The sequence below is a fragment of the Microbispora sp. NBC_01389 genome (assembly GCF_045040095.1).
Classification (GTDB): domain Bacteria; phylum Actinomycetota; class Actinomycetes; order Streptosporangiales; family Streptosporangiaceae; genus Microbispora.
Genome location: NZ_CP109552.1, coordinates 5676651 through 5697647, shown reverse-complemented (window position 1 = coordinate 5697647; position 20997 = coordinate 5676651). Strand labels below are relative to the sequence as shown.

The 20997-nt window shown below is 73.4% G+C and carries 18 protein-coding genes; 4 read left to right on the top strand and 14 right to left on the bottom strand.

What is annotated here, in order from left to right; all coding sequences use genetic code 11:
- Positions 1 to 117: 117 nt before the first annotated feature.
- The 9 genes from OG344_RS25105 to OG344_RS25065 all read right to left on the bottom strand — a co-directional run bounded on the left by OG344_RS25105 (position 118) and on the right by OG344_RS25065 (position 10256).
- Positions 118 to 2622, bottom strand: coding sequence for a sugar phosphate nucleotidyltransferase (locus tag OG344_RS25105; protein ID WP_405085188.1), 2505 nt, complete (start codon positions 2620 to 2622; stop codon positions 118 to 120).
- A gap of 3 nt (positions 2623 to 2625) precedes the next feature.
- Positions 2626 to 3192 (bottom strand): CDP-alcohol phosphatidyltransferase family protein, encoded by a 567-nt coding sequence (locus OG344_RS25100; protein WP_225311523.1) that lies wholly within the window; start codon positions 3190 to 3192, stop codon positions 2626 to 2628.
- Positions 3193 to 3202: 10 nt separating this feature from the next.
- Positions 3203 to 5377, bottom strand: a complete 2175-nt coding sequence (locus OG344_RS25095; protein ID WP_405085187.1) for a peptidase domain-containing ABC transporter — start codon at positions 5375 to 5377, stop codon at positions 3203 to 3205.
- The gene (locus OG344_RS25090; protein ID WP_405085186.1) at positions 5374 to 5550 is read right to left on the bottom strand and encodes a hypothetical protein; all 177 of its coding nucleotides are present in this window, start codon (positions 5548 to 5550) and stop codon (positions 5374 to 5376) included. Before OG344_RS25090 ends, OG344_RS25095 begins: the two co-directional genes overlap by 4 nt.
- Positions 5547 to 6518 carry a TIGR04500 family putative peptide maturation system protein gene (locus tag OG344_RS25085; protein WP_405085185.1) on the bottom strand — a complete coding sequence of 324 codons (972 nt, stop codon included), beginning with the start codon at positions 6516 to 6518 and terminating at the stop codon, positions 5547 to 5549. The genes OG344_RS25090 and OG344_RS25085 overlap by 4 nt, the downstream gene beginning before the upstream one ends.
- On the bottom strand, positions 6499 to 7515 hold the full coding sequence (locus tag OG344_RS25080) for an MvdC/MvdD family ATP grasp protein (RefSeq protein ID WP_405085184.1): 1017 nt from the start codon (positions 7513 to 7515) through the stop codon (positions 6499 to 6501). The genes OG344_RS25085 and OG344_RS25080 overlap by 20 nt, the downstream gene beginning before the upstream one ends.
- A 109-nt stretch (positions 7516 to 7624) precedes the next feature.
- The gene (locus OG344_RS25075; RefSeq protein ID WP_327045734.1) at positions 7625 to 7777 is read right to left on the bottom strand and encodes a putative ATP-grasp target RiPP; all 153 of its coding nucleotides are present in this window, start codon (positions 7775 to 7777) and stop codon (positions 7625 to 7627) included.
- Positions 7778 to 7920: 143 nt separating this feature from the next.
- The gene (locus OG344_RS25070) at positions 7921 to 8604 is read right to left on the bottom strand and encodes a response regulator (protein ID WP_405085183.1); all 684 of its coding nucleotides are present in this window, start codon (positions 8602 to 8604) and stop codon (positions 7921 to 7923) included.
- A complete protein-coding gene (locus OG344_RS25065) occupies positions 8601 to 10256 on the bottom strand; it encodes a sensor histidine kinase (protein ID WP_405085182.1) in 1656 nt (551 codons plus the stop codon). The genes OG344_RS25070 and OG344_RS25065 overlap by 4 nt, the downstream gene beginning before the upstream one ends.
- Positions 10257 to 10409: 153 nt before the next feature.
- Between OG344_RS25065 and OG344_RS25060 the strand changes: the two genes are divergently transcribed.
- A complete protein-coding gene (locus tag OG344_RS25060; RefSeq protein ID WP_405085181.1) occupies positions 10410 to 11015 on the top strand; it encodes a class I SAM-dependent methyltransferase in 606 nt (201 codons plus the stop codon).
- Positions 11016 to 11033: 18 nt separating this feature from the next.
- Positions 11034 to 12215, top strand: a complete 1182-nt coding sequence (locus OG344_RS25055) for an acyl-CoA dehydrogenase family protein (RefSeq protein ID WP_405085180.1) — start codon at positions 11034 to 11036, stop codon at positions 12213 to 12215.
- A 19-nt stretch (positions 12216 to 12234) separates the two neighbouring features.
- On the opposite strand, the gene OG344_RS25050 is transcribed toward OG344_RS25055, so the two are convergent.
- Entirely contained in the window at positions 12235 to 13155 is a 921-nt protein-coding gene (locus tag OG344_RS25050; RefSeq protein WP_405085179.1) for an alpha/beta hydrolase, read from the bottom strand.
- A gap of 13 nt (positions 13156 to 13168) precedes the next feature.
- On the bottom strand, positions 13169 to 13870 hold the full coding sequence (locus OG344_RS25045) for a gamma-glutamyl-gamma-aminobutyrate hydrolase family protein (RefSeq protein ID WP_327045728.1): 702 nt from the start codon (positions 13868 to 13870) through the stop codon (positions 13169 to 13171).
- A gap of 307 nt (positions 13871 to 14177) precedes the next feature.
- Here OG344_RS25045 and OG344_RS25040 point away from each other — a divergent pair, with 307 nt between their 5' ends.
- Together OG344_RS25040 and OG344_RS25035 are read left to right on the top strand one after the other, a co-directional pair.
- Positions 14178 to 15359: an FAD-binding oxidoreductase gene (locus tag OG344_RS25040; protein ID WP_405085178.1), complete on the top strand. Its 1182-nt coding sequence runs from the start codon at positions 14178 to 14180 to the stop codon at positions 15357 to 15359.
- 24 nt (positions 15360 to 15383) lie between these two features.
- On the top strand, positions 15384 to 16460 hold the full coding sequence (locus OG344_RS25035) for a WD40/YVTN/BNR-like repeat-containing protein (protein WP_405085177.1): 1077 nt from the start codon (positions 15384 to 15386) through the stop codon (positions 16458 to 16460).
- 31 nt (positions 16461 to 16491) lie between these two features.
- Here OG344_RS25035 and thyX read toward each other — a convergent pair whose 3' ends face one another.
- From thyX to OG344_RS25020, 3 genes are all read right to left on the bottom strand, one after another.
- Entirely contained in the window at positions 16492 to 17274 is a 783-nt protein-coding gene (gene thyX / locus OG344_RS25030) for an FAD-dependent thymidylate synthase (RefSeq protein WP_405085176.1), read from the bottom strand.
- Positions 17275 to 17391: 117 nt separating this feature from the next.
- Positions 17392 to 18564: an amidohydrolase gene (locus OG344_RS25025; RefSeq protein WP_405085175.1), complete on the bottom strand. Its 1173-nt coding sequence runs from the start codon at positions 18562 to 18564 to the stop codon at positions 17392 to 17394.
- A gap of 65 nt (positions 18565 to 18629) precedes the next feature.
- Positions 18630 to 20798 (bottom strand): anthranilate synthase component I, encoded by a 2169-nt coding sequence (locus OG344_RS25020; protein WP_405085174.1) that lies wholly within the window; start codon positions 20796 to 20798, stop codon positions 18630 to 18632.
- Positions 20799 to 20997 lie beyond the last annotated feature (199 nt).

Sequence of the window (20997 nt, the reverse complement as noted above, 5' to 3'; positions counted from 1 at the left end):
GTGGACTGACCAACGCTACAGCCCACGGAGGTTCAAGGTCCATCCCGACACAGGCATCCCCCACATCCCATCCTGATCACGAAAGAGGGAGCAGAGGTTAGCAGGGGTCAGCAGGGCTCAGCAGGAGCCGGCGGCCTGCTCGACCACGTGGGCCCAGCGTTCCAGGAGGGCCTGGGCGCCGTCCACGTCGTGGCCCTCGGCCCACAGGTGGGTGACGGCCTCGGCGGGGTCGGGCAGCACGAGCGCCCAGCTTCCGTCCTCCTCGACGACGCGGACGCCGTCGGTGGTGTCCAGGCGGTGGCCCTCGGCGGCCTCGACGACCGAGCGCATCACGGCCCCCTTGTGCGCCCACGGCGTCGGCACGGTCCGCTTCAGCAGCCTGGCCTCCGGGATGCGGGCGTCGATCTGGCTGAGCGACAGCCGGGTGCGCGCGACCAGGCCGAGCAGGCGCAGGAACACCGCCAGGCCGTCCAGGGTCGGCCCGAACTCCGGGACGATGAAGCCGCCCCGCCCGTCGCCCGCGAAGATCGTGTCGGGGTGCCGGGCCGCCCGGGTCAGCGTGTCGAGGCTGGTGGCCGTCCAGTCGACCTGCACGCCGTGGAAGCGGCACACCATCTCCGCCACCCTGGTCGTGGTGACCGGCAGCGCCACCCGGCCGCCGCGCCGCTCGGCCGCGACCAGGTCGAGCACGACGAGCAGCGCCCGCTCCTCGCTGATGAGCTGGCCCATCTCGTCGACCAGCGAGACCCGCTCCCCCACCGGGTCGAACCGTACGCCGAAGGCGGCCCGGGCGGAGGCGACCAGGTCCGCCAGGCGCTGCAGGTCGCGGCGGCGCTCGGCGAGGGTCTCGGTGGGCGAGGCGTCGTCGAGGCGGTTGTTCACGGTCAGCACGTCGACCCCGGCCCGGCCGAGCAGGCTGGGCAGCACGAGCGAGGACGTGCCGCCGGCGCAGTCGACCACGACCTTCATCTCGGCGTCCTTCACGCCGTACATGTCGACGCAGGCCAGCAGTTCCCTGGCGTAGGTGTCGACGGCCCTGGCCGGGAACGTCAGCTCGGCGATCTCGCCGGGGAAGGCCCGCCGGTACTCCTGCCGGGTGAAGACCCGCTCCAGCTTGCGCTGCGCCGCCTGCGACAGGTCAGAGCCCGTCTCGTCCATGAACACGATGTCCACGCTCTGCGGGTCGCCCGCGGTCGTGCGCAGGAAGATGCCGCCCTTGACGTTCTCGCGGGAGGTGTTGAACCGGGCCACCGGCAGGGCGGCGGCCTCCAGGTCGACGACGTTGATCGCGCTGGAGTTCAGCGCGCTGATCACCGCGCGCTTCAGCGCCCGCGCCGCGCGTGAGGCGTCGCGGGCGGTGACCACCGTGTCGCCCTTCTTCAGGGTCGTCGCGTACGCGCTGGCGAGCCGTACGCACAGCTCGGGGGTGATCTCCACGTTGACCAGCCCGGAGACGCCCCGGGGGCCGAACAGGCTGCGCTGGCCGCGCGACTCCCAGATCACGCTGGTGTTGACGACGGTGCCGGCCTCGATCGTCTTGAACGGGTAGATCTTCACCCCGGAGGAGACGTACGCCTCGGCCTCGATGACGCAATCGTCACCGACGACGGCGTTCTCCTCGATCCGGGCGCCGGTCATGACGTCGGTGTTCTTGCCGATCACGCACCCGCGCAGGTGCGCGGCGGGGCCGACGTACACGTTGTCGCTGACCACCGCGCGGTGCAGGAAGGCGCCCTCCTTGACCACCGCGTTGCTGCCGAGCACGGTGTACTCCCGCAGCTCGGCCCCGGCCTCGACCTTGGCGTAGTCGCCGATGTAGAGGGGCCCCTTGAGCACCGCCTCGGGGTCGACGGAGGCGCCCTCGGCGACCCACACGCCCGGGGCCAGCTCGAAGGCGTCGAAGTCGACCTTGACCTTGCCCTCCAGCACGTCGGCCTGCGCCTTGAGGTAGCTCTCGTGCGTGCCGACGTCCTCCCAGTAGCCCTCGGCGACGTAGCCGAACAGCCGGCAGCCCCGCTCCAGCAGGAGGGGGAAGATGTCGGACGACCAGTCGACCGGCTGGCCGGGGGCGATCTCGTCGAGGACCGACGGCTCCATGATGTAGACGCCGGTGTTGACCGTGTCGGAGAACACCTGCCCCCAGGTCGGCTTCTCCAGGAAGCGCTGGATGCGGCCGTTCTCGTCGACGATGATGATCCCGAACTCCAGCGGGTTGGGCACGCGCTTGAGCCCGATCGTGACCAGCGCCCGGTTCTCCCGGTGGAAGCGGAGCATGTCGGTCAGGTCGATGTCGGTGAGCGCGTCTCCGGAGATGACCAGGAACCGGTCCTCGCGGAGCTTGTCGGCGGCGTTCTTCACGCTGCCCGCCGTGCCGAGGGGGACGTCCTCCGTGGCGTAGTGGAGGGTCATGCCGAGCTCGTCGCCGTCGCCGAAGTAGTTGCGGATGAGCGCCGCGAGGAACTGCACGGTCACCACGACCTCGGTGTATCCGTGCCGTCTGAGCAGCCGCAGCACATGCTCCATGATCGGCCGGTTGATGATGGGCAGCAGGGGCTTGGGCTGGTTGGCGGTCATCGGCCGCAGCCGTGTCCCCTCCCCGCCCGCCATGACGACGGCCTTCACGGGTCACCCCTTCGTTAGCTGGCGCACCTGTACGACATACAACACCCCCGCCCACCAATACAGACCAGTTCCCCAGATGGCGAAGGCCCATCCGAAGATCGCGGCAATCTCGGCGTACCAGCCCTCGTGGGAGGCGAGGAACAGCAGCGGGAACGCGTACATGAGGGCGGCGGTGCCGGCCTTGCCGAGGAAGTGGACGGGCAGGGCCGGGCCGTAGCCGTGCCGCCGCAGGACGGGCGGCATCCACAGCAGCAGGATGTCGCGCAGCGGCACCGCGAGCGCCAGCCACCAGGGGATGACGCCCCGCAGGACCAGGCCGACCAGCGTGGCGAGGATGTAGAGCCGGTCGGCGAGCGGGTCGATGAGGCGGCCGAGCCTGCTGGTCTGGTTCCACGCGCGGGCGAGCTTGCCGTCGAGCCAGTCGCTGAAGCCCGCGAGCATCAGCAGCGCGACGGCCCATCCGTCGGCCCGGGGGCCCAGCACGAGCCAGAGGAAGACGGGGACGCCGAGCAGCCGCAGCGCGCTCAGCAGGTTGGGAACCGTCCAGATCCGGTCCTCGGCAGCGTTCACGCCCCAGACCCTACATGCCGGTATCCCGGCCGTTCCGCGGAGCGGCGGCCGGGGCGGGGGCCGTCTGCGCGGCGACGAGCCGGGTGTAGCGCCCGCGCAGGGCCAGCAGCTCCTCGTGGGTGCCCCGCTCCACCACCGTGCCGCCCTCGACGACCAGGATCAGGTCGGCGTCCCGCACCGTGCTCAGCCGGTGCGCGATCACGATGCGGGTCTGCGTCAGGCGGGACAGCCGCGCCTCGATGCCGGCCTCGGTCGCGCTGTCCAGGTTGCTGGTCGCCTCGTCGAGCAGCAGCACCCTGGGGCGGGGCAGCAGCGCGCGGGCCAGGGCGAGGCGCTGGCGCTGCCCACCCGACAGGCCGCCGCCCTCGACCAGGATCGTCTCGTAGCCCATCGGCATCGCCATGATCTCGTCGTGCAGGCCCGCGGTCCGGGCCGCCTCGGCGATCCGGTCCAGGCCGGCCTCGGGGAGGTTGAGCGCGATGTTCTCCCGGATCGTCCCGGTGAACAGCGACGGCTCCTGGGTGACCACACCGAACTGGCGGCGCAGCGATCGCGGGTTGAGCTCGGCCGCGGGAACGCCGTCGTACCGGATCTCCCCGGCCGTCGGCTGGTACAGGGCGAGCAGGAGGCGGGCGAGTGTGCTCTTGCCCGATCCCGAGGGACCGACCAGCGCGACCTTCTGCCCCGGCCGCACGACCAGTGAGACGTCGCGCAGGGTCCACGAGCCGCGCGGGTCGTGGCGGAAACACACCCCGCGCAGCTCGATGCCGCCGCGCAGCCGCAGCACCTCGATCCCCGTCGACGGCTCGGGCTCGGCGGCGAGGATGTCCGACAGCCGGTCGAAGTGCGCCCCGGCCTGCTGAAGGCCGCGCAGGCTGGTCATCAGCGAGCCGATCGGGGTGAGCGCGGCGGTGGCCAGGGCGTTCAGCGCGAGCAGCGTCCCGAGGCTCAGCGACCCGTCGAGCACCCGCCACGCGCCGACCCACAGCAGCCCCAGCGGCGCGAGATGGCGCACCGCCCCGAGCGCCGCCTCGACGAGCCCCCGGACGAGCCCTCCCCGCACGTCGGCGTCGAGTTGCCGGGCGAACAGGTCCGACCAGCGCCGCATCGCCCGCGGCTCGGCCCCGGACGCCTTGAGCGTCTCGATGCCGCCGACGGCCTCCATCAGCCGGCCCTGGGTGACGGCGAGAGCGGCCAGCTCGTGCCTGGTCAGCTCGCCCACCCGGCGGGCGGTGCCGAGCAGGAGGGCGGCCTGCCCCGCGGCGAGCAGCGCGAGGAAGGCGCCGAAGACCGGGTCCCGGGCGAAGACGAGCAGCAGGTAGACCAGGGCGAGCGGCCCGTCGAGCAACGACGAGAGGATCTGCCCGGTCAGCGTCTCGCGCAGGGCGATGACGCTGTTCGACCGGTTCACCAGATCTCCCTTGCCGCGCACCGCGAAGTACCGGTACGGCAGCGCGACAAGGTGCGACACCAGATTCCGCGTCACCTCGCCGTCGGTGCGCGAGCGGAGCGCGACGAGCAGCACCGAACGCAGGTAGCCCACCGCGAACTGGGTGACCACGGCGACCAGCACGGCCACGCCGAGGAGCGCGAGAAGCCCGGAGTCCCGGCGTGGGAGGACCCGGTCGACGACTACCTGGAACGCCGTCGCGAGCCCCAGGCCGAGCACCTGGAGCAGCACCGACGCCGCGAGCACCTGGGTGAGCAGGCCCTTCCTGCGGAACACCAGGGTGCGCAGGAAGTCGCGCCGCCACGCCCGCGCGGCGCCGGACCGGCCGCGGCGGAACCCGGGCTCCGGCTCGAACGCCAGCAGCACACCGGTGAACCCGGCGTCGAACTCGGCGGGCGTGAGCCGCCTGCGTCCCTGGCCGGGGTCCACGATGTCCACGTGATCGGGGGTCCACCGCTCCACCACCACGAAGTGCTGGAACTCCCAGTGGACGATCGCGGGCATGGGCACCCGCCCGAGGCCGGCCGGCTCCAGCGAGAACGCCCTGGCCTTCAGGCCGAACTCCCGCGCGGCGCGGACGACGGCCAGCGCGCTCAGGCCGTCCCGGCCCACCTGGAGGCGGTCGGCGACCTCCTGCACGGTGGTGCGGTGGCCGTGGAAGGACAGGATCACGGCCAGGCAGGCCGCGCCGCACTCGGTCGCCGAGCTCTGCAGAAGGACCGGGACCCGTCTCACCCGTCACCCCCCAGGACCGCAGCGGTGAGCACGGCCAGCCCCGAGGCGAGCACCGCGACCGCGCACCAGAGCAGGACGAGCGCACGGTCGCCGACCTCCTTCGCAGCGGCCGGGGCGGACGGCGGGGCGGCGTGGCGGCGCAGCGCCTCGGCGCGAAAGATCCGCCTGTTCACCGCGTGCCGGTCCGCGCCGTGGTTCCCCAGAACCATTCGATCTTCGCGGCCCGGCGGCGTTCGTCGATCCACAGGTCGAAGACCCGCCGTTCGACGCGGCGGCGCGTGCCCGCGTCGAGCTCGGCGCCGGCCACCGAGAGCACCTTGAGCAGGACGTCCGGGGCGGGCGAGACGACGTCGCCGGGGCGGGCGCCGCCCGTCTCGGCCGCGGGCACGTCCTCGACGACCAGCCGGGCGCCGCGCGCCCCCTCCGCCAGCGCGAAGAAGCCGGCTCCGGCGTCGATCTCGGCCGCCGCCCGCCGGGCCGCCTCGGAGCCGGGAAAGGTGAGGCGGGCGACCCGGGCCGTGCCGAACTCCTCCCGGTGCTCCTCGAAGTACGGCTCGACCCGTCCGGCCGTGACCCGCTCGCGGACGCGGGCGGCGGCCACCTCCCCCGCGACCAGCTCCTGGAGATCCACCGCAGTGAGGGAGCGGCGGTCCATCCACTCGCGCGTCCGTTCCGCGGTGAGCAGTCCCCGGGCGCGCCGGAACGCGTCCACCGCCTCCTGGACCTCGTCGCCGGAGAGCTCTACCGGCGCCTCCTCCATCTCCGCCTGGACAAGGGCGGCGGCGACGATCCGGTCCACCAGCCGGGCCTCGTCCCACAGGAAGTCGAGCCAGGCGACCGCGTCGGCCACCTTGACCCCGACTCCGTCGATCCGCAGCAGCAGCATCTCTCCGGCTCGCTGCACGCCCCGCAGGGGCCAGGGCAGGGCGCGGTCGGGGCACCAGGACAGCGACACGGTCCCCTCCCCCGGCCGTTTGATCAGAAGGTCGTAGTGGAGCGAGTCGTCGTAGTCCTCCCGCTGCCACAGCAGCCGGAAGCGCACACCGGGGTGGCGCTCCCGCAGCTCCCGCAGGCGCTCCCGGGCCTCCGACGGGTCGACGCCGTCCAGGCCGCGGAGGGTTTCAAGGGCGTCCGGCAGCATGCGCGGTCTCCTCTCCGACCGTGCCGTACATCAACAGATCACACAACGCCGCGCCGATCGGCAGGCCCGTGGCCTTCTCGATCCAGAGCCACTGGCCACTGGGGTTGACTTCGAGGAAGACGTAGCGCCCGTCGGGAGTGAGAATCAGATCGATCGCTCCGTAGCGCAGGCCGAGCCGCCGCACGATCCGCACGCAGCGCCCGGTCACCTCCGGCGGCAGCTCGTGCACCTCATGGCGGGTGCCGCCCGGGTCGTAGCGGCGCCAGTCGAGCCTCGTGTGATTGCTCTCCTGCGAGTGGATCTCCGCCGCGAAGACGGCCCGCCCCACGACGGTCACCCGGAGTTCGACCCGCTTGGGCACGTACTCCTGGATGACGACCGGGCCGAACCTGATCGCGTCCGCGTACGTCACGTCCCGGGTGGACACCGGCTCCGACATCCGGGCCACGCCCTCGCCGTCGGCGCGGGACCTCGTGGGAACGCCCAGGGGCTTGGTGATGACGCGGCCCCGGTGCCGGTTGTAGAAGTCCAGGAACTCGCCGGGGTCGTTGGTGATCAGCGTGTCCGGCAGCTCGAATCCGAGACGACCGGCCAGGACCAGCTGTGACGACTTGCGCTGGGCCAGCCTCACCCGCTCCCTGGGCGCGGGGACCATGCGGCAGCCGAGCTGCTCCCACAGGTCTCCGGCGAACGCCGCGCACTCCTGCTCGATGTGCGCACGTGCCACCGGGTCGGCGATCTCGGGGTGCGCGACGGGAGCCTGGGGACGGCGGAACCACAACGCCGTCAGGTGATCGAGATCGACGTCCGCCGTCTCCGTGCGCAGCCGCCGCCGCACCCGCCCGTCGCGGTGGTAAGCCGCGTCGAGCACCGCGCGGACCGGATAGCCGGCCGGGTCGAAGACGACCGCGGCCGCCCCCCGCGCGGTCAGCAGACGGGCCACGTGCTCCGCATGGGAGTCTCCGTCGATCGTGAGGATGAGTATTTCGCCGGACATCTCTCGCCCTTTCTGGGCCGGTTTCCTGATCGGGCTTCCCGATCGGGCGCGGGGCGCCGGAAGGGCGCCCCGCGCGGTCACTCGGAAACGGTCATTCGGAAGCGGTCGCTCAGAAGTCGAGGTCCTTGGCGTCGATGCTGCCGTCCGGGGTCATGACCTGGCTCGACCACTCGAACTTCCGGCCGCCGTTGACGAAGCGGAGGTCTCCCTCGTCGAGCTCCGGCCCGGCCGCCGCGATGTCGTCGATTCTGATCTTGGACATGGTGATCCCTCCCGCCGTCCGGGGACGGCGCGTTCTGCGATGGGGAGGCACCCGATCGGGCGCCTGACACAGACGCTAGGAGGGCCCTCTCGACGCCCGCTTCACACGACCTTGGGAGCGGCTAAACGGTCGCTTGTGGCCGATCACCGGCGGGGGCCCTCCCGCGAAGGAGCCACGGGGGTGAAGGCGGCGTCCACCAACCCGAACCGGTGCGCCATCACCGCCGCCTGCGCGCGGTTGCGCAGGCCCAGCTTCTCGATGAGCGCGGCGACGTGGCTCTTCACGGTCGTGACGCCCACGTGCAGCCGCCCGGCGATCTCCGCGTTGGACAGGCCCACACCGATCAGCGTCAGCACCTGCGCCTCGCGCTCGGTCAGGGCCGCGGGCGGCGGCAGCGTCTGCCGCTCGGCGGCCAGGGCCCGCTCGACGACCCGCCGCAGGACCGACGGCGCGAGCGGGGGCTCCCCCGCCGCGGCCCGCCGCACGGCCTCGACCATGTGGGCGGGCGGGTCGTCCTTGACGAGGAACCCGAGCGCGCCCGCGCCCAGCGCGGCGTAGAGGTTCTCGTCCTCGGCGAACGTGGTGAGCACGACGATCCGGGCGGACGGCCGGGCGGCGAGGATCCTGCGGGTGGCCTCCAGCCCGTCGACGCGCGGCATGCGCAGGTCCATCAGCACGACGTCGGGACGGTGCCGCTCGGCCAGCCGCACGGCCTCGGCGCCGTCGGCGGCCTCGCCGCACACCTCCATGTCCCCGGCCGCCTCCAGCATCATGCGGACGCCGGCCCGAACGAGGGCCTGGTCGTCGGCGACGACGACGCGGATCACGCGAGTCTCCCCCTCATACGGCGGTCGGGCGGGCTCTCACACGCACCTTCGGGCGGGATGGGCAGCGAGGCGGTCAGCCGCCACCCGCCGTCCCCGGCCGGGCCGGCGGTGACGCGCCCCCCGAAGGCGCGGGCACGCTCCCGCATGCCCGCGATGCCCTGGCCGTGGGACGGCAGCGCCTCCGGCGGGCGGGCCGGACCGGGGCCGTTGCGCACCTCCACCACCAGCGCGCCCTCGCGCGTCCGCACGCCGACCTCGGCGCGGGCGCCGGGCCCCGCGTGTTTCAGCACGTTGGTGAGCCCCTCCTGGACGATCCTGGCCGCCGCCGCGCGCAGCACCAGCGGGGCCAGGCCCGCCTCGGGCGACTGCCGCAGGTCCACCTGCAGGCCGGCCGCCGACATCCGCGCCACCGCGTCCCGCAGCACGTCGCCGGGGTCGGCGAGCATGTCCGCGAGCGGGAGGTCGTCGCGCAGCGCCTCGGCGGGATCGCGCAGCACGGTGAGCAGCCCGCGCAGGTCCTCCAGGACGCGGTGCCCGGTCTCCCGGATGTCGGCCAGCGCCTCGGCGGCCGGGCCGTCCGCCCCGGCGTACTGCGCCGCGCTCGCCCGCAGGACCATCGCCCCTACGTGGTGGGCCACGATGTCGTGGACCTCGCGGGCGATCCGCTCCCGCTCGGCCAGCCGCCCGGCTCTGGCCCGCTCGGCGGCCAGCTCGGCCGCGTGCCGGGCCTGCGCCTGCCGCGCGCCGGCGTACCGGCCGATCGCCACCGGTGCGGTCACCATGGTCATCAGCGCCACCACCCGGAACGGGGTGACGTCGGCGGGGTCGTCCACGGTCACGACGGCGGAGACCAAGCAGGTCAGCGCGTACGCCGCGGCGAGCCACGGCCAGGCGGCGCGGGTCGCGAACACGCCGAGGGCCACCAGGGCGAGCAGCTGCAGGCTGTTGCCGGTCCTCGGGACGTAATGGTCGGCGGCGACCAGCGTGAGGCTCTCCAGCAGCAGGACCGCGCCGGGCAGGTGCCGCACGACGCCCAGCGCGAGCCCCGCGAGCATGACCCCGAGCGCGACCGCCCACACCGGCGGCACCCCGCTGTGCCAGTACGGCCAGGTGGTGAGCACCGCCAGCGCCACCCCGCCGCCGGCGAGGAGGAGGTCGAGCAGCGGGGCCGGGTCCTCCCGGCGCCGCCCCGCCTGCGTGCGCAGATAACCGCCGATCAGCACCGGGGCGGCGATCAGGCCGACCGAGTAGAACCAGGTGTTCGCGGTGAGCGCGATGCCGGGGTCGGCGAGGTTCACGGCCGTCGCGGCGACGGCGAGCACGGCCACCGGCGCCGTCCAGCGCCGGCCGCGCCCCCGGGCCAGCACGCCGACGGCGATGGGCAGCAGGATCTGGACGGTGTTGACGGTGAACGCGCCGACCTGGTCGCAGACCACCAGCAGCGCGGCCAGGTAGACGGCCACCGGGCCGGGCCAGCGGCGCACCAGCCCCATCGGCAGCCCGGCCAGCAGCGCGAGCCCCAGCCCCACCCACACCGGGGCCGGACCGCTCTGGCCCGTCCAGGATCCCGCGCTGACCAGCACGTCGAGACCGGTCCCGCTCACCGCGAGGAAGACGTCGAGGACCGGGCCACGCGAGAAGGGCCGCCGCATGGGGGAACGCTACCGAACTCCCGGGGTGGCGCCGCTCCTCCGGCCGGAGGATCACGCCTCCTCCTTCTGGCCGCTCTCCGTACGCCGACCGGCCAGCCAGGTCGGCCCGTACCGCGGGCCGATCGGGCCGTGGCCCGGCCTAGCGTGACCGGCATGAACAGTGAGTCAGCGGTCCTCCTCGGCCAGTTCCTGCGCTCCCCGGCCGCGACCGGAGCGGTCGCGCCCAGTTCGCGCCGGCTGTCTCGGGCGGTGTGCGCACCGGTGCCCGAGGGGGGCGAACCCGTCGTGGTGGAGCTGGGACCGGGCACCGGGCCCTTCACCGCCGAGATCCGGCGGCGGCTCGCGGGACGGGGACGCCATCTGGCCGTCGAGATCAACCCGCTCCTGGCGGGACGGCTGTCGGCCCGCCACCCGGAGGTCGACCTGGTCGTCGGCAGCGCCGCGGACCTGCCCGCCCTGCTCGCCGAGCGGGGGCTGGCCGCGGCCGACGTGATCGTCAGCGGGCTGCCCTGGGCGGCGTTCTCCGCCGGTCACCAGGCCGCGCTGCTACGCGCGGCGGTCGGCGCGCTCGCCCCGGGCGGCGCGTTCACGACCTTCTCCTACGTCCACGCCCGCGCGCTGCCCGCCGCACTGCGCTTCCGCCGCGCGCTGACCGCCTCCTTCGAGGAGGTGGTGGCGGGCCGCACCGTATGGCGCAACCTGCCGCCCGCGTTCGTCTACCACGCCCGCCGCCCGCGGGCGGACGCCGCCCTCCGGTGACGGATCTACAGTGACGGCATGGACTTCACCCTGCCGGAGAGCGCGCAGGCGGTGCGGCGCGGCGTCGCGGACGTCTGCGCGCGGTACGACATGGCCTACTGGCAGCGCTGCGAGACGGAGAAGCGCTGGCCGGAGGAGGTGTGGGCGGATCTCGCCAAGGGCGGCTGGCTCGGCCTGGCCGTCCCGGAGGAATACGGCGGGGCGGGCCAGGGCCTGCTCGAACTCGCGGTGGCCACCGAGACCCTGTCGGCCTCGGGCTCGGCCGGGGGCTCGGCGTTCATGTACGTGCTGACGCCGGGGTTCGGGGCGCTCACGCTGGCCAGGCACGGCTCGGCCGGGCAGCGGGCCGCCCTGCTGCCGAAGCTGGCGACGGGGGAGATGGAGACGTGCTTCGCGCTGACCGAGCCGGACGCCGGGTCCAACTCCCTGGCGATCTCGACCTTCGCCCGGCGCGACGGCCCGGACTTCGTGGTCAACGGCCAGAAGGTGTGGATCACCGGGGTGCAGCGGGCCGCCCGGATGCTGCTGGTCACCCGGACGATCCCGGCGGAGCGGGCCCGGCCCCGCACCGACGGGCTGACGGTGTTCCTGGTCGACGTGCCCGAGGCGGTGCGGGCGGGCAGCCTGACCTACCGGCCCATCCCCAAGATGGGCGCGAACACCACGCCGTCCAACATGGTTTTCATCGACGACCTGCGGCTGCCCGCGTCCAGCGTGCTCGGCGAGGTGGACCGGGGCGTCGCGGTGCTGTGGGACGTGCTGAACCCCGAGCGGATCCTGCTGGCCGCGAGCGCGCTCGGCGCGGCCGAGGTGGCGTTGCGGGTGGGGGTGGACTACGCGAAGCAGCGGGAGGTCTTCGGCCGCCCGATCGGCGCCAACCAGGCGGTCGCGTTCCCGCTGGCGCGGGTCAAGGCCGAGATCGAGCTGGCCAGGCTGATGCTGTACAAGGCGGCCTGGTCCTTCGACAACGGGCTGCCCTGCGGCACCGAGGCCAACATCGCCAAGCTGGCCGCCTCGCGGGCCGCGTGGGAGGCGGCGGACGCCGCGTTCCAGACCCACGGCGGCATGGCCTACTCCCTGGAGTATCCCGTTGCCCGGCTGCTCGCCGACGCCAGGATCGGCAGGATCGCCCCGGTCACCGAGGAACTGCTGCTGAACCACCTGGCCACCCAGGTCCTCGGCCTGCCGAGAAGCTTCTGAGCGCTCGCGGGGGCGCGGGTCAGGCGAACGCCTCCTTGAGGCGCGCGGTGAGGAGGTCGCGGCCCTCGACCGCCTGGTCGAAGAACCCGGGCAGGCCGAGGAAGCCGTGCAGCGCGCCCTCGAAGCACCGGTGCTCCACCGGCACACCGGCCTCCGCGAGCGCCCGCGCGTAGGCGGCGCCCTCGTCGCGCAGCGGGTCGTACTCGGCCGTGATCACCGTCGCGGGCGCGAGGCCCGACTTGTCCGGCAGGTGGAGCGGCGCCAGACGGGGGTCGCGCGGATCGGCGCCGCCCGCGTACTGCTCGACGAACCACCTCATCTCCGCGGCTTCCAGCCCGAACCCCTTCTCGTTCGCCCGGTAGCTGGGCGTGTCGCCGGCGACGTCGGCGATCGGATAGATCAGCACCTGGTGGCGGAGACGGAGGCCCGCGTCCCGGGCGAGCCACGCGGCCACCGCCGCGAGGTTGCCGCCGGCGCTGTCGCCGACGACCGCGACCCGGCCGGCGTCGCCGCCGTAGAAGCCAGGCCGGTCGTGTACGTCGCGGACCACCGCGAAGGCGTCGTCGGCCGCCGCCGGGAACGGATGCTCGGGCGCGAGGCGGTAGTCCACGGAGACCACCACGGCGCCGGTGCGCGCGGCGAGATCCCGCGCGAGGGCGTCGTTGCGCTCGACGCTGCCGAAGACCCAGCCGCCGCCGTGGAAGTAGACGAGCACCGGCAGCGGGTGCCCGCCGGGCTCCGGGCGGTAGATCCGGACCGGGACCCCGGCCGCCGTCTCGTCCCTGACCACCGGCAGGCCGATCCCCGGCCCGCGCTGCTCGGCCACCCCGTCCGCCGTCCGCATTTCGGCGATCCGCTCGCGGGTGAGGGAGGCGAGGTCGGCGCCGAGGTCGGAGGGGAACAGCGCGAGGTAGGCCGCGGCCTGGGGATGCAACGCCATTCCCGAACAGTAGTCAGGGACGGGCGGCGTCCACCAGAGCCTCGATGAGGCGGTTGTCCGCGCCGCGCTCGGGGTGCCACTGGACGCCGACGGCGAAACGGTGGCCCTGGAGTTCGACGCCCTCGACGATCTGGTCGTCCGCCCAGGCCACGGCGAGCAGGCCGGTGCCGAGACGCCGTACGGCCCGGCCGTGCGCGCCGGTCACCTCGGCGCGGTCGCCGACCGCCTTGCCCAGCCGGCTCGTCACGCTGATGGTCACGACGTGCCTCGCGGTCGCGTGCCGGTCGTGGCCCACGGCCGCGGGCAGGGAGGTGATCAGAGTGCCGCCCTGCGCCACGTTGAGGACGTGCATGCCGCGCGAGATCCCGAGCAGCGGCACGTCGGCCTCCACCGCCGCCTGGGCGAGCGCCACCTCGAACCGGTCGCGGTGCGGCTGCGGCGCGGCGAGCGCGTCGCCGTCGTCCGCCTCGGCGGCGGGCCCCTCGCCGTACAGCGCGGGGTCGACGTCGACGCCGCCGGCGAGGATGACGGCGTCGACGCGGCGCGCGTGGTCGCCGGCGGACACCGGGCTCACCGGCGGCAGCAGGACGGGCGCGCCGCCCGCCTTCTCGACCGCACGCGCGTACGCGTGCGGCGACACCGCGGCCTCACGGACCCACGTCCCCCAGCGCGCGGCCTCAAGGTAGGTGGTGATGCCGACGATCGGACGCGCCATGGCGACTCCTGATGGTTCATGGGCGGGGCTGGGCCCATCATGGCGCAGCTTCTTTCCTGTTTGTCGATTTTTTGATCAGTAACCTCACCAGTCACACCAGTCACAAGGGAAGGATTACGAAAAATAACGAAGCGTTCACAGCTGGTCGCTGTGCCGTGAATCGGTTGTGACGCACCGGAGTGAGTGGAACACTCCGCAGTGAGCGCCCGGTCGGGCCGGGGCCTCCGGCGCTCGTCACCCGGAGCCGTCAGGGAGGTGGATCGACAGACCGGAGCACGCTTCCGGTCCCTAGGGTGGGACACAACCGATGTCGCCGAACACGCGCCTGATCAAGGAAAGCTTCGCGCTCGTCGAACCCGTCGCGGGGCGGGCCGCCGCGTACTTCTACGGACTGCTGTTCGCGCACTGCCCCAGCCTGCGCGGGATGTTCCCGCCGGACATGGCGGCGCCGCGCGGCCGGCTCTTCGACGTTCTCCGGAGGGTCGTCCGGGAGCTCGACAGCCCCGAGAGGCTGACGCCCTATCTCGCCCGGCTGGGCCGCGACCAGCGCAGGCACGGCTTCTCCCCCGAGCACCACACGGCCGCCGGCGCCGCCCTGCTCGCCACCATGAGGCGCTTCGCCGCGCGGATCTGGACCGAGGAGACCGAGGCCGCCTGGACCGAGGCGTACGCCATGGCCTCGCGGATCATCACGGACGCGGCCGCGGCGGAGACCACTCCCCCGTGGTGGCTGGCGGAGGTGATCGGCCACGAGCCGCGCTGCCGCGACCTCGCGGTCCTCACCCTCCGGCCGTCGCAGCCGATGGACTTCGTCCCCGGGCAGCACGTCACGGTGCAGACCGCCAGATGGCCGCGGGTGTGGCGGCGCTTCTCCATCGGCAACGCCCCCCGCGCGGACGGCACGCTGCGCCTGCACGTGCGGGCCGTGCCCGGCGGCTGGGTGAGCTCGGCCCTGGTGCGCCACACCCGCCCCGGCGACCAGCTGCTGCTCGGCCCGCCCGCGGGCGCCATGGCGCCGCCCGAGTCGGACCGCGACATCCTGTGCGTCGCCGGCGGCACCGGGCTCGCGCCGCTCAAGGCCGTCATGGAGCACGTCATCGCCTCCGGCCGCCGCCCCAACATCCACCTGCTGTTCGGGGTACGGCACGCGGGCGACCTGTACGACATGCCCGACCTGGCGCGGATGGCGGCGGGCTTCCCCTGGCTGCGGGTGCTGCCGGTGGTCTCGGACGACCCCGCCTACCGGGGGCTGCGCGGCCGGCTCCCCGACGTCGTGGACGCGTTCCCCTCCTGGGCCGGGCACGAGGTGTACGTCTGCGGCCCGCCCCCCATGGTGGACGAGACCGTACGTCGCCTGCGGTGCTCGGGGGTGCCGTTCGCGCGGATCCACCGCGACACCGATCCGGAGCGGGACCGCGACTGGAGGGACCCGACCGAAACGGCGAGCACGCCGGACCGATTCCTGGCAGGATTCGAATCGAAAACGTGATCGATATCCGGACAGGGAGGGCGCATGCCCACACTACTAGCGATCGGCACCCGAAAAGGATTGTTCCTGGCACACTCCTCGAACGGGGGGCCGTTCGAGGTCGACCCCGTGCGCTTCTCGACCATCGGCGTCCCCTCCCTCGCCGTCGACACGCGCGGGCCGGCGCCCCGGATCCTGGCCGGGATCGAGTACGGCCACTTCGGGCCGTCCGTCCTGTGGTCGGACGACCTCGGCGACACGTGGCAGGAGGCGGCCACCCCGCCGGTCGCCTTCCCCGAGCGCACGGGGGCCGCACTCGCCCGGGTGTGGCAGCTCCAGCCGTCGCCGGCCGAGCCGGGAGTGGTGTGGGCGGGCGCCGAGCCGGCCGCGCTTTTCCGCTCGGAGGACGGCGGGGCCACCTACACGCTGGTCGAGGGCCTGTGGGACCACCCCACCCGCCCTCGGTGGCAGGCGGGCGGCGGCGGGCTGTGCCTGCACACGGTGATCGCGCACCCCACCGATCCCGGCCGGCTCGGTGTCGCCGCCTCCGCCGTCGGCTTCTTCCGCAGCGACGACGCCGGGGCCACCTGGCGGCCGTCCAACTCCGACATCCGCGCGCCCTTCCTGCCGGAGGAAGCGCAGTATCCCGAGTTCGGGCAGTGCGTGCACAAGGTGGCCCAGCATCCCGCACGGCCCGAGCGGCTCTACCTCCAGCACCACTTCGGCGTCTACCGCTCCGACGACTTCGGCGGCTCCTGGACGGAGATCGGCGCCGGGCTGCCCTCCGACTTCGGCTTCCCGATCGCGGTCGGTGCGGACGACCCCGACCGGCTGTACGTCTTCCCGCTGCACGGCGACCTCGACCGCACCCCCGTCGGCCACCGGTGCCGGGTGTTCCGCAGCGACGACGCGGGAGCCACCTGGCAGGGCTTCTCGGAGGGCCTGCCCGAGGGCCCGGCGCACGCCACCGTGCTCAGGGACGCCCTGACCGCCGGGCCCGCCGGGGTGTTCTTCGGCACCCGGGACGGCGAGGTGTACGGCTCCGCCGACGCGGGCGAGACCTGGACGCTGATCGCCCGCCACCTGCCCGACGTCCTGTGCGTGCGGGCCGCCGTGCTGTGACTCCCGGGACGGCCACCCTTGGGACGGCCGCTCAGACCTTGCGGTAGCCGGGGATCCAGGCGCCGTCCTCGACCGTGTAGTCACCGAACAACGCCGGGGCCTCCGCCCGCATGATCTCCCCGATGTGGTTGAACACGAGGCGGATCTCCTCCTCCGCCCCGGCGGCCGTACGGGACTCGATCGTGTGGCGCAGCGTGCGCATGTTGGCCGTCCAGACCAGGCCCGTCGCGACGCCCTCGGGGGCGAAGCGCCGCATGAACGAGGTGCGGTGCTTCTTCTCGGAGAACGGCACGCCGTCGGCGTCCAGCCCGAAGTGGGCGGACATCCAGTTCTGGAACTCCTCCATCCGGTCGAGCATCTCGGTCGCCCGCTTCATCAGCTCGGCGTCCTCGCGCGCCCACTCGGGGAACCAGAACGGCAGGTCGTTCAGCCGGACGAAGCGCAGCGACTCCTGCGAGATCGCCACCCCCGGCCGGTGCCGGACCAGCTCGTGAGTCATCACGCGCGAGACGTTGTGCAGCACGAAGCTGAAGCTGGCGTGCTCCAGGACGCTGCCGTGCGCGCTGGCGAGGATGTTGCGCAGGTACGCCTCCTGGTCGGCGCGGACCCGCACCACGTTGGGGTTCAGCCCTGGCTCGAAGGAGCGGTAGCACAGCCGGCCGGCGAACTCGGCGAGGTCCTGCGCGTCGAACTCGCCGCGCTCCAGCCGCTCCAGCCAGCTCTCCCCGCCGACCTCCCGCAGATAGCGGGCCAGCTCGTCGTAGTCGACGGACGGCTTGGCGACGAGGAAGACCTCGGGCTCGACGCTGCGCATTCAGATCCCCGTTGAGTCGGTGCCGGTTGTGACGGGTCCAAGCAAACCAGCTCAGGCCCCACGATCGCGACTCGGGGGTGGGACCCGGAACCGACGCCTTTACCTTGTAGATTCGGTTCAGAGGCGGTAGACGCGGCGGGCGTTGGCCGAGCCGATCATGTGGGCGATCCGGGCCGCGTCGGAGACGCTCCACTCGCCGTCGGCGATCCGGCCGGCCAGCAGCCGGGCCAGGCCGCGGCGGTGATAGAGGGCGGCCAGATAACACAGCTCGGCGGCGCCGTGGCAGCCGGAGCCGTACATCTGCTTGTGGAACGGCGCGAGCTCCAGCAGCTCGCGCAGGATGTGGGCCGAGCCCGCCCCGGTGAGCGCCACGGCGAGCCCGGCGTCCACGTAGACGTGCGGGAAGACGCTCGCGAGGTACGCCGCCTGGCGGTGGTGGGGATAGCAGTGCACCAGCACGACCGGCACGCCGAGCGGGGCGAGGGCGCGGACGAACCCCGTGAGCCCCGCCGGGTCGGACGTGTGGATCTGGATCGGCAGGCTCCGCTCCCTGGCCACGTCGGCGGCGGCCCACAGCAGGTGCCGTACGAGGACCGGGTCGGCCAGGTGGGCCTTGGGGTCGGCGAGCCTGCGGCCGGCCGCGGCGATCACACTGCCGCGGGAGGGCCGGGACGGGTCGGACCCGGGCCAGCGGCGGTGCGCGGCGAGCGTCTTCAGCCCGGCGGCGCGGGCCGCGCGGGCCGTGAGCTCGTCCCGCAGCGCGCCCGCGTAGTCGACGGCGGGCAGGCCCGCCTCGGCGACGTCCCGCTCGACCTGCTCCAGCCGGACGATCTCGTCGGCGGCGGCACCGCCGAGCCGCCCCATCTCGGCGGGGCCGAGCAGGTCGGGGGCCTCCGGGCCGGTGTCCACCAGGAAGGCCGAGACGCCGGCGCCGCGCAGCAGCCGCCGGTTGACCTCGACGGCGCCGAGCTCGGTGCGGCGGGACAGGTACACCGCGGCCGACGCGTGCGGTTCCAGGCCGAGGACCGGCGCGCACCAGCGCCGGATGGCCGCGCCCGCCGGGGTGTCGAAGTGGGTGGTCCCGGGCGGCGCGGGCGCGCCGCCCTCGGCGACCAGCTGCTCGAACCCCGAACGCGGCGGGTCGTCGCGCCGCACGCCGTGGCAGTGCTGGTCGACCATCGGCGCGAGCAGGGCCGCGCGCACCGTGTCGGGCACGGGCACGGGCAGCGGGTCCCCGAAAAGCAACGGGTCCGCGGGAAGCGGCGGGGCATCGGGTCGCGTCTCCGGCACGGCAGAGGACTCTACGGCTCCCCCGCCGCACCGGCGCCGCCCGAGGACGGCTCTTTACCCGCCGTCTACCGGGCGCAGAGACGCAGCACGTTGGCGATGATCCGCGCGCCCGCGCGGCCCTCGGTAGTCAGGATCGACTCAGGGTGGAACTGGACGCCGAAGCGCAGGTTCTCGGTGTCCTCCACGGCCATCGCCGCGCCGTCCGGCGTGAACGCCGTGACGCGGAAGCCGGTGACCCCCGGCTCCTTGGCGTGCAGGGAGTGGTAGCGGGCCGCGACGAACTCGCCGGGCAGGCCGTCGAGCAGCGCGCTGTCGCCCTCGCGCCGGACCCGCCCGCGCTTGCCGTGCTCGGGGTACGGCAGCAGCTCCAGCGTGCCGCCGGCCTGCTCGACCATCGCCTGCAGGCCGAGGCACACCCCGAAGACCGGCAGCCTCCGGGCGTACAGCGCCTCCAGCAGGGCGGCGCAGCCGAAGTCGGACGGCCAGCCGGGGCCGGGCGACAGCACCACGAGCGTGGGCGCGATCTCGTCGAGCTTCTCCATCGGGAAGCCGTGCCGCAGCGTGACCACCGACGCGCCCTGCTGCCGGAAGTAGTCGGCGAGCGTGTTGACGAAGGAGTCCTCGTGGTCGACGATCAGCACCCGGTGGCCCTCCCCCGGCAGGTCGGCGGGGGGCGCCGCCGGGGCGTCCTCCCGCGGGCGGGTGGCTGCGGCGAGCGCGCCGAGCAGGGCGCTGGCCTTGAGCTCGGTCTCCCGCTCCTCGGCCTCGGGGTCGGAGTCGTAGAGCAGCGTGGCCCCAGCGCGCACGGTGGCCACGCCGTCGCGGATCTGCGCGGTGCGCAGGGTCAGGCCGGTGTTCATCGAGCCGTCGAAACCGATGAAGCCGACCGCCCCGCCGTACCAGCGCCGGGTGGTCTCCTCGTGGTCCTCGATGAACTGCATGGCCCACGTCTTGGGGGCGCCGGTGACCGTGACCGCCCACATGTGGGTGAGGAACGCGTCGAGCGCGTCGAACTCGGGGCGGAGGCGGCCCTCGATGTGGTCGACGGTGTGGATCAGCCGGGAGTACATCTCGATCTGCCGGCGGCCGATCACCCGGACGCTGCCGGGAACGCAGATGCGCGACTTGTCGTTGCGGTCCACGTCCGTGCACATGGTCAGCTCCGACTCCTCCTTCACGCTGGACAGGAGGGTGCGGATCGCCTCGGCGTCCTCGACCGGGTCGGCCCCGCGCGCGATGGTGCCGGAGATCGGGCAGGTCTCGATCCGGTCGCCGGTCACCCGAACGTACATCTCGGGCGAGGCGCCGACGAGGTGCTCTCCGTCGCCGAGGTTCAGCAGGAACTCGTACGGCGCGGGGTTGGCGGTGCGCAGGGACCGGTAGAAGGCGGCGGGATCGGTGCAGACCGAGTGGAAGACCTGGCCGGGGACGACCTCGAACAGGTCGCCGCGCCGGAACCTCTCCTTGGCCTCGGCGACGACGCGGGAGTAGGTGCCCAGGACCGGGTCGGGCGGGACCGCGCCGGGCGTGACGAGGGGCGTCGTCTCGCCGGAGCGCTCCATGCCGTGGGTGGAGGCGCCGTCCACGGTGAACTCGTAGCGGTACTCCATGGTGCTCTCGCGGACCCGGTCGATCACGACGAGCCGGTCCGGGAGATGGAGCACCAGGTCGCGCTGATCACCCGGGCGGGTGAGGCGGTAGCGGATCGGCTCGAACTGGAAGGCGAGGTCGTAGCCGAAGGCGCCGTACAGGCCGAGGTGCGGGTCGTCGCCGCGGAAGGCGGCGATGACCTCGCGAATGGCGGTGAAGACGGTGGGCCGGCGGCTGCGCATCTCCTCCGGGAGCAGGTCCTCCGACTCGGGGACGTGCACCTCGACGAAGCCGGGCGTCGGCTCCGACACCGGCTTGCCCGCCGCCAGCAGGCAGGAGGCGACCACGGGCAGCACGACCTGGCCGCGCTCGTTGAGCGCCCGCGCGGAGATCCGGCGCCCCCGCGCGACGATCTCCAGGCAGGGGTCCGCATAGCCGAAGGCCCATCGGCTGTAGCGCCCGGGGTAGTCCATGCCGGAGGAGAAGGCTCCGCCGCGCCGCTCGGCGAGCGACGTGATGATCTCCTCCAGCGCCTCCTCGGGCACCTCGCGCACGGTTCGCTCGACCGCGATGCCGCCCGCGGTGGTATATCCGCTGATCTCCACTGTCCACGCCCCTTTTTTCGTATGCCCCGGGGCGGACATACAGAAGGCCGCCACTCACGGGGCGGCCGGTCTCCTCGATGCGAAGAATGCGAAAACGCCGCCAGCTAGCGGCGCCACCACTGGGAGGGTGCAGAAGTTCGCATGGGAAAAGCGTAGCGGCGCGGACCGCGATCATGCAACGCGACGTGGCTGGAAGCACGGCTACCGGATAGATATTCTGTTACTGAGCAGGAAACCC

What these genes read in the sequence shown, in the direction of transcription:
- OG344_RS25085 (WP_405085185.1), bottom strand. Translation starts at nt 6,518, where the DNA reads ATGCTGCCGGACGCCCTTGAAACCCTCCGCGGCCTGGACGGCGTCGAC.
- OG344_RS25080 (WP_405085184.1), bottom strand. Translation starts at nt 7,515, where the DNA reads ATGTCCGGCGAAATACTCATCCTCACGATCGACGGAGACTCCCATGCG.
- OG344_RS25075 (WP_327045734.1), bottom strand. Translation starts at nt 7,777, where the DNA reads ATGTCCAAGATCAGAATCGACGACATCGCGGCGGCCGGGCCGGAGCTC.
- OG344_RS25065 (WP_405085182.1), bottom strand. Translation starts at nt 10,256, where the DNA reads ATGCGGCGGCCCTTCTCGCGTGGCCCGGTCCTCGACGTCTTCCTCGCG.
- OG344_RS25060 (WP_405085181.1), top strand. Translation starts at nt 10,410, where the DNA reads ATGAACAGTGAGTCAGCGGTCCTCCTCGGCCAGTTCCTGCGCTCCCCG.
- OG344_RS25055 (WP_405085180.1), top strand. Translation starts at nt 11,034, where the DNA reads ATGGACTTCACCCTGCCGGAGAGCGCGCAGGCGGTGCGGCGCGGCGTC.
- OG344_RS25050 (WP_405085179.1), bottom strand. Translation starts at nt 13,155, where the DNA reads ATGGCGTTGCATCCCCAGGCCGCGGCCTACCTCGCGCTGTTCCCCTCC.
- OG344_RS25045 (WP_327045728.1), bottom strand. Translation starts at nt 13,870, where the DNA reads ATGGCGCGTCCGATCGTCGGCATCACCACCTACCTTGAGGCCGCGCGC.
- OG344_RS25040 (WP_405085178.1), top strand. Translation starts at nt 14,178, where the DNA reads ATGTCGCCGAACACGCGCCTGATCAAGGAAAGCTTCGCGCTCGTCGAA.
- OG344_RS25035 (WP_405085177.1), top strand. Translation starts at nt 15,384, where the DNA reads ATGCCCACACTACTAGCGATCGGCACCCGAAAAGGATTGTTCCTGGCA.
- thyX (WP_405085176.1), bottom strand. Translation starts at nt 17,274, where the DNA reads ATGCGCAGCGTCGAGCCCGAGGTCTTCCTCGTCGCCAAGCCGTCCGTC.
- OG344_RS25020 (WP_405085174.1), bottom strand. Translation starts at nt 20,798, where the DNA reads ATGTCCGCCCCGGGGCATACGAAAAAAGGGGCGTGGACAGTGGAGATC.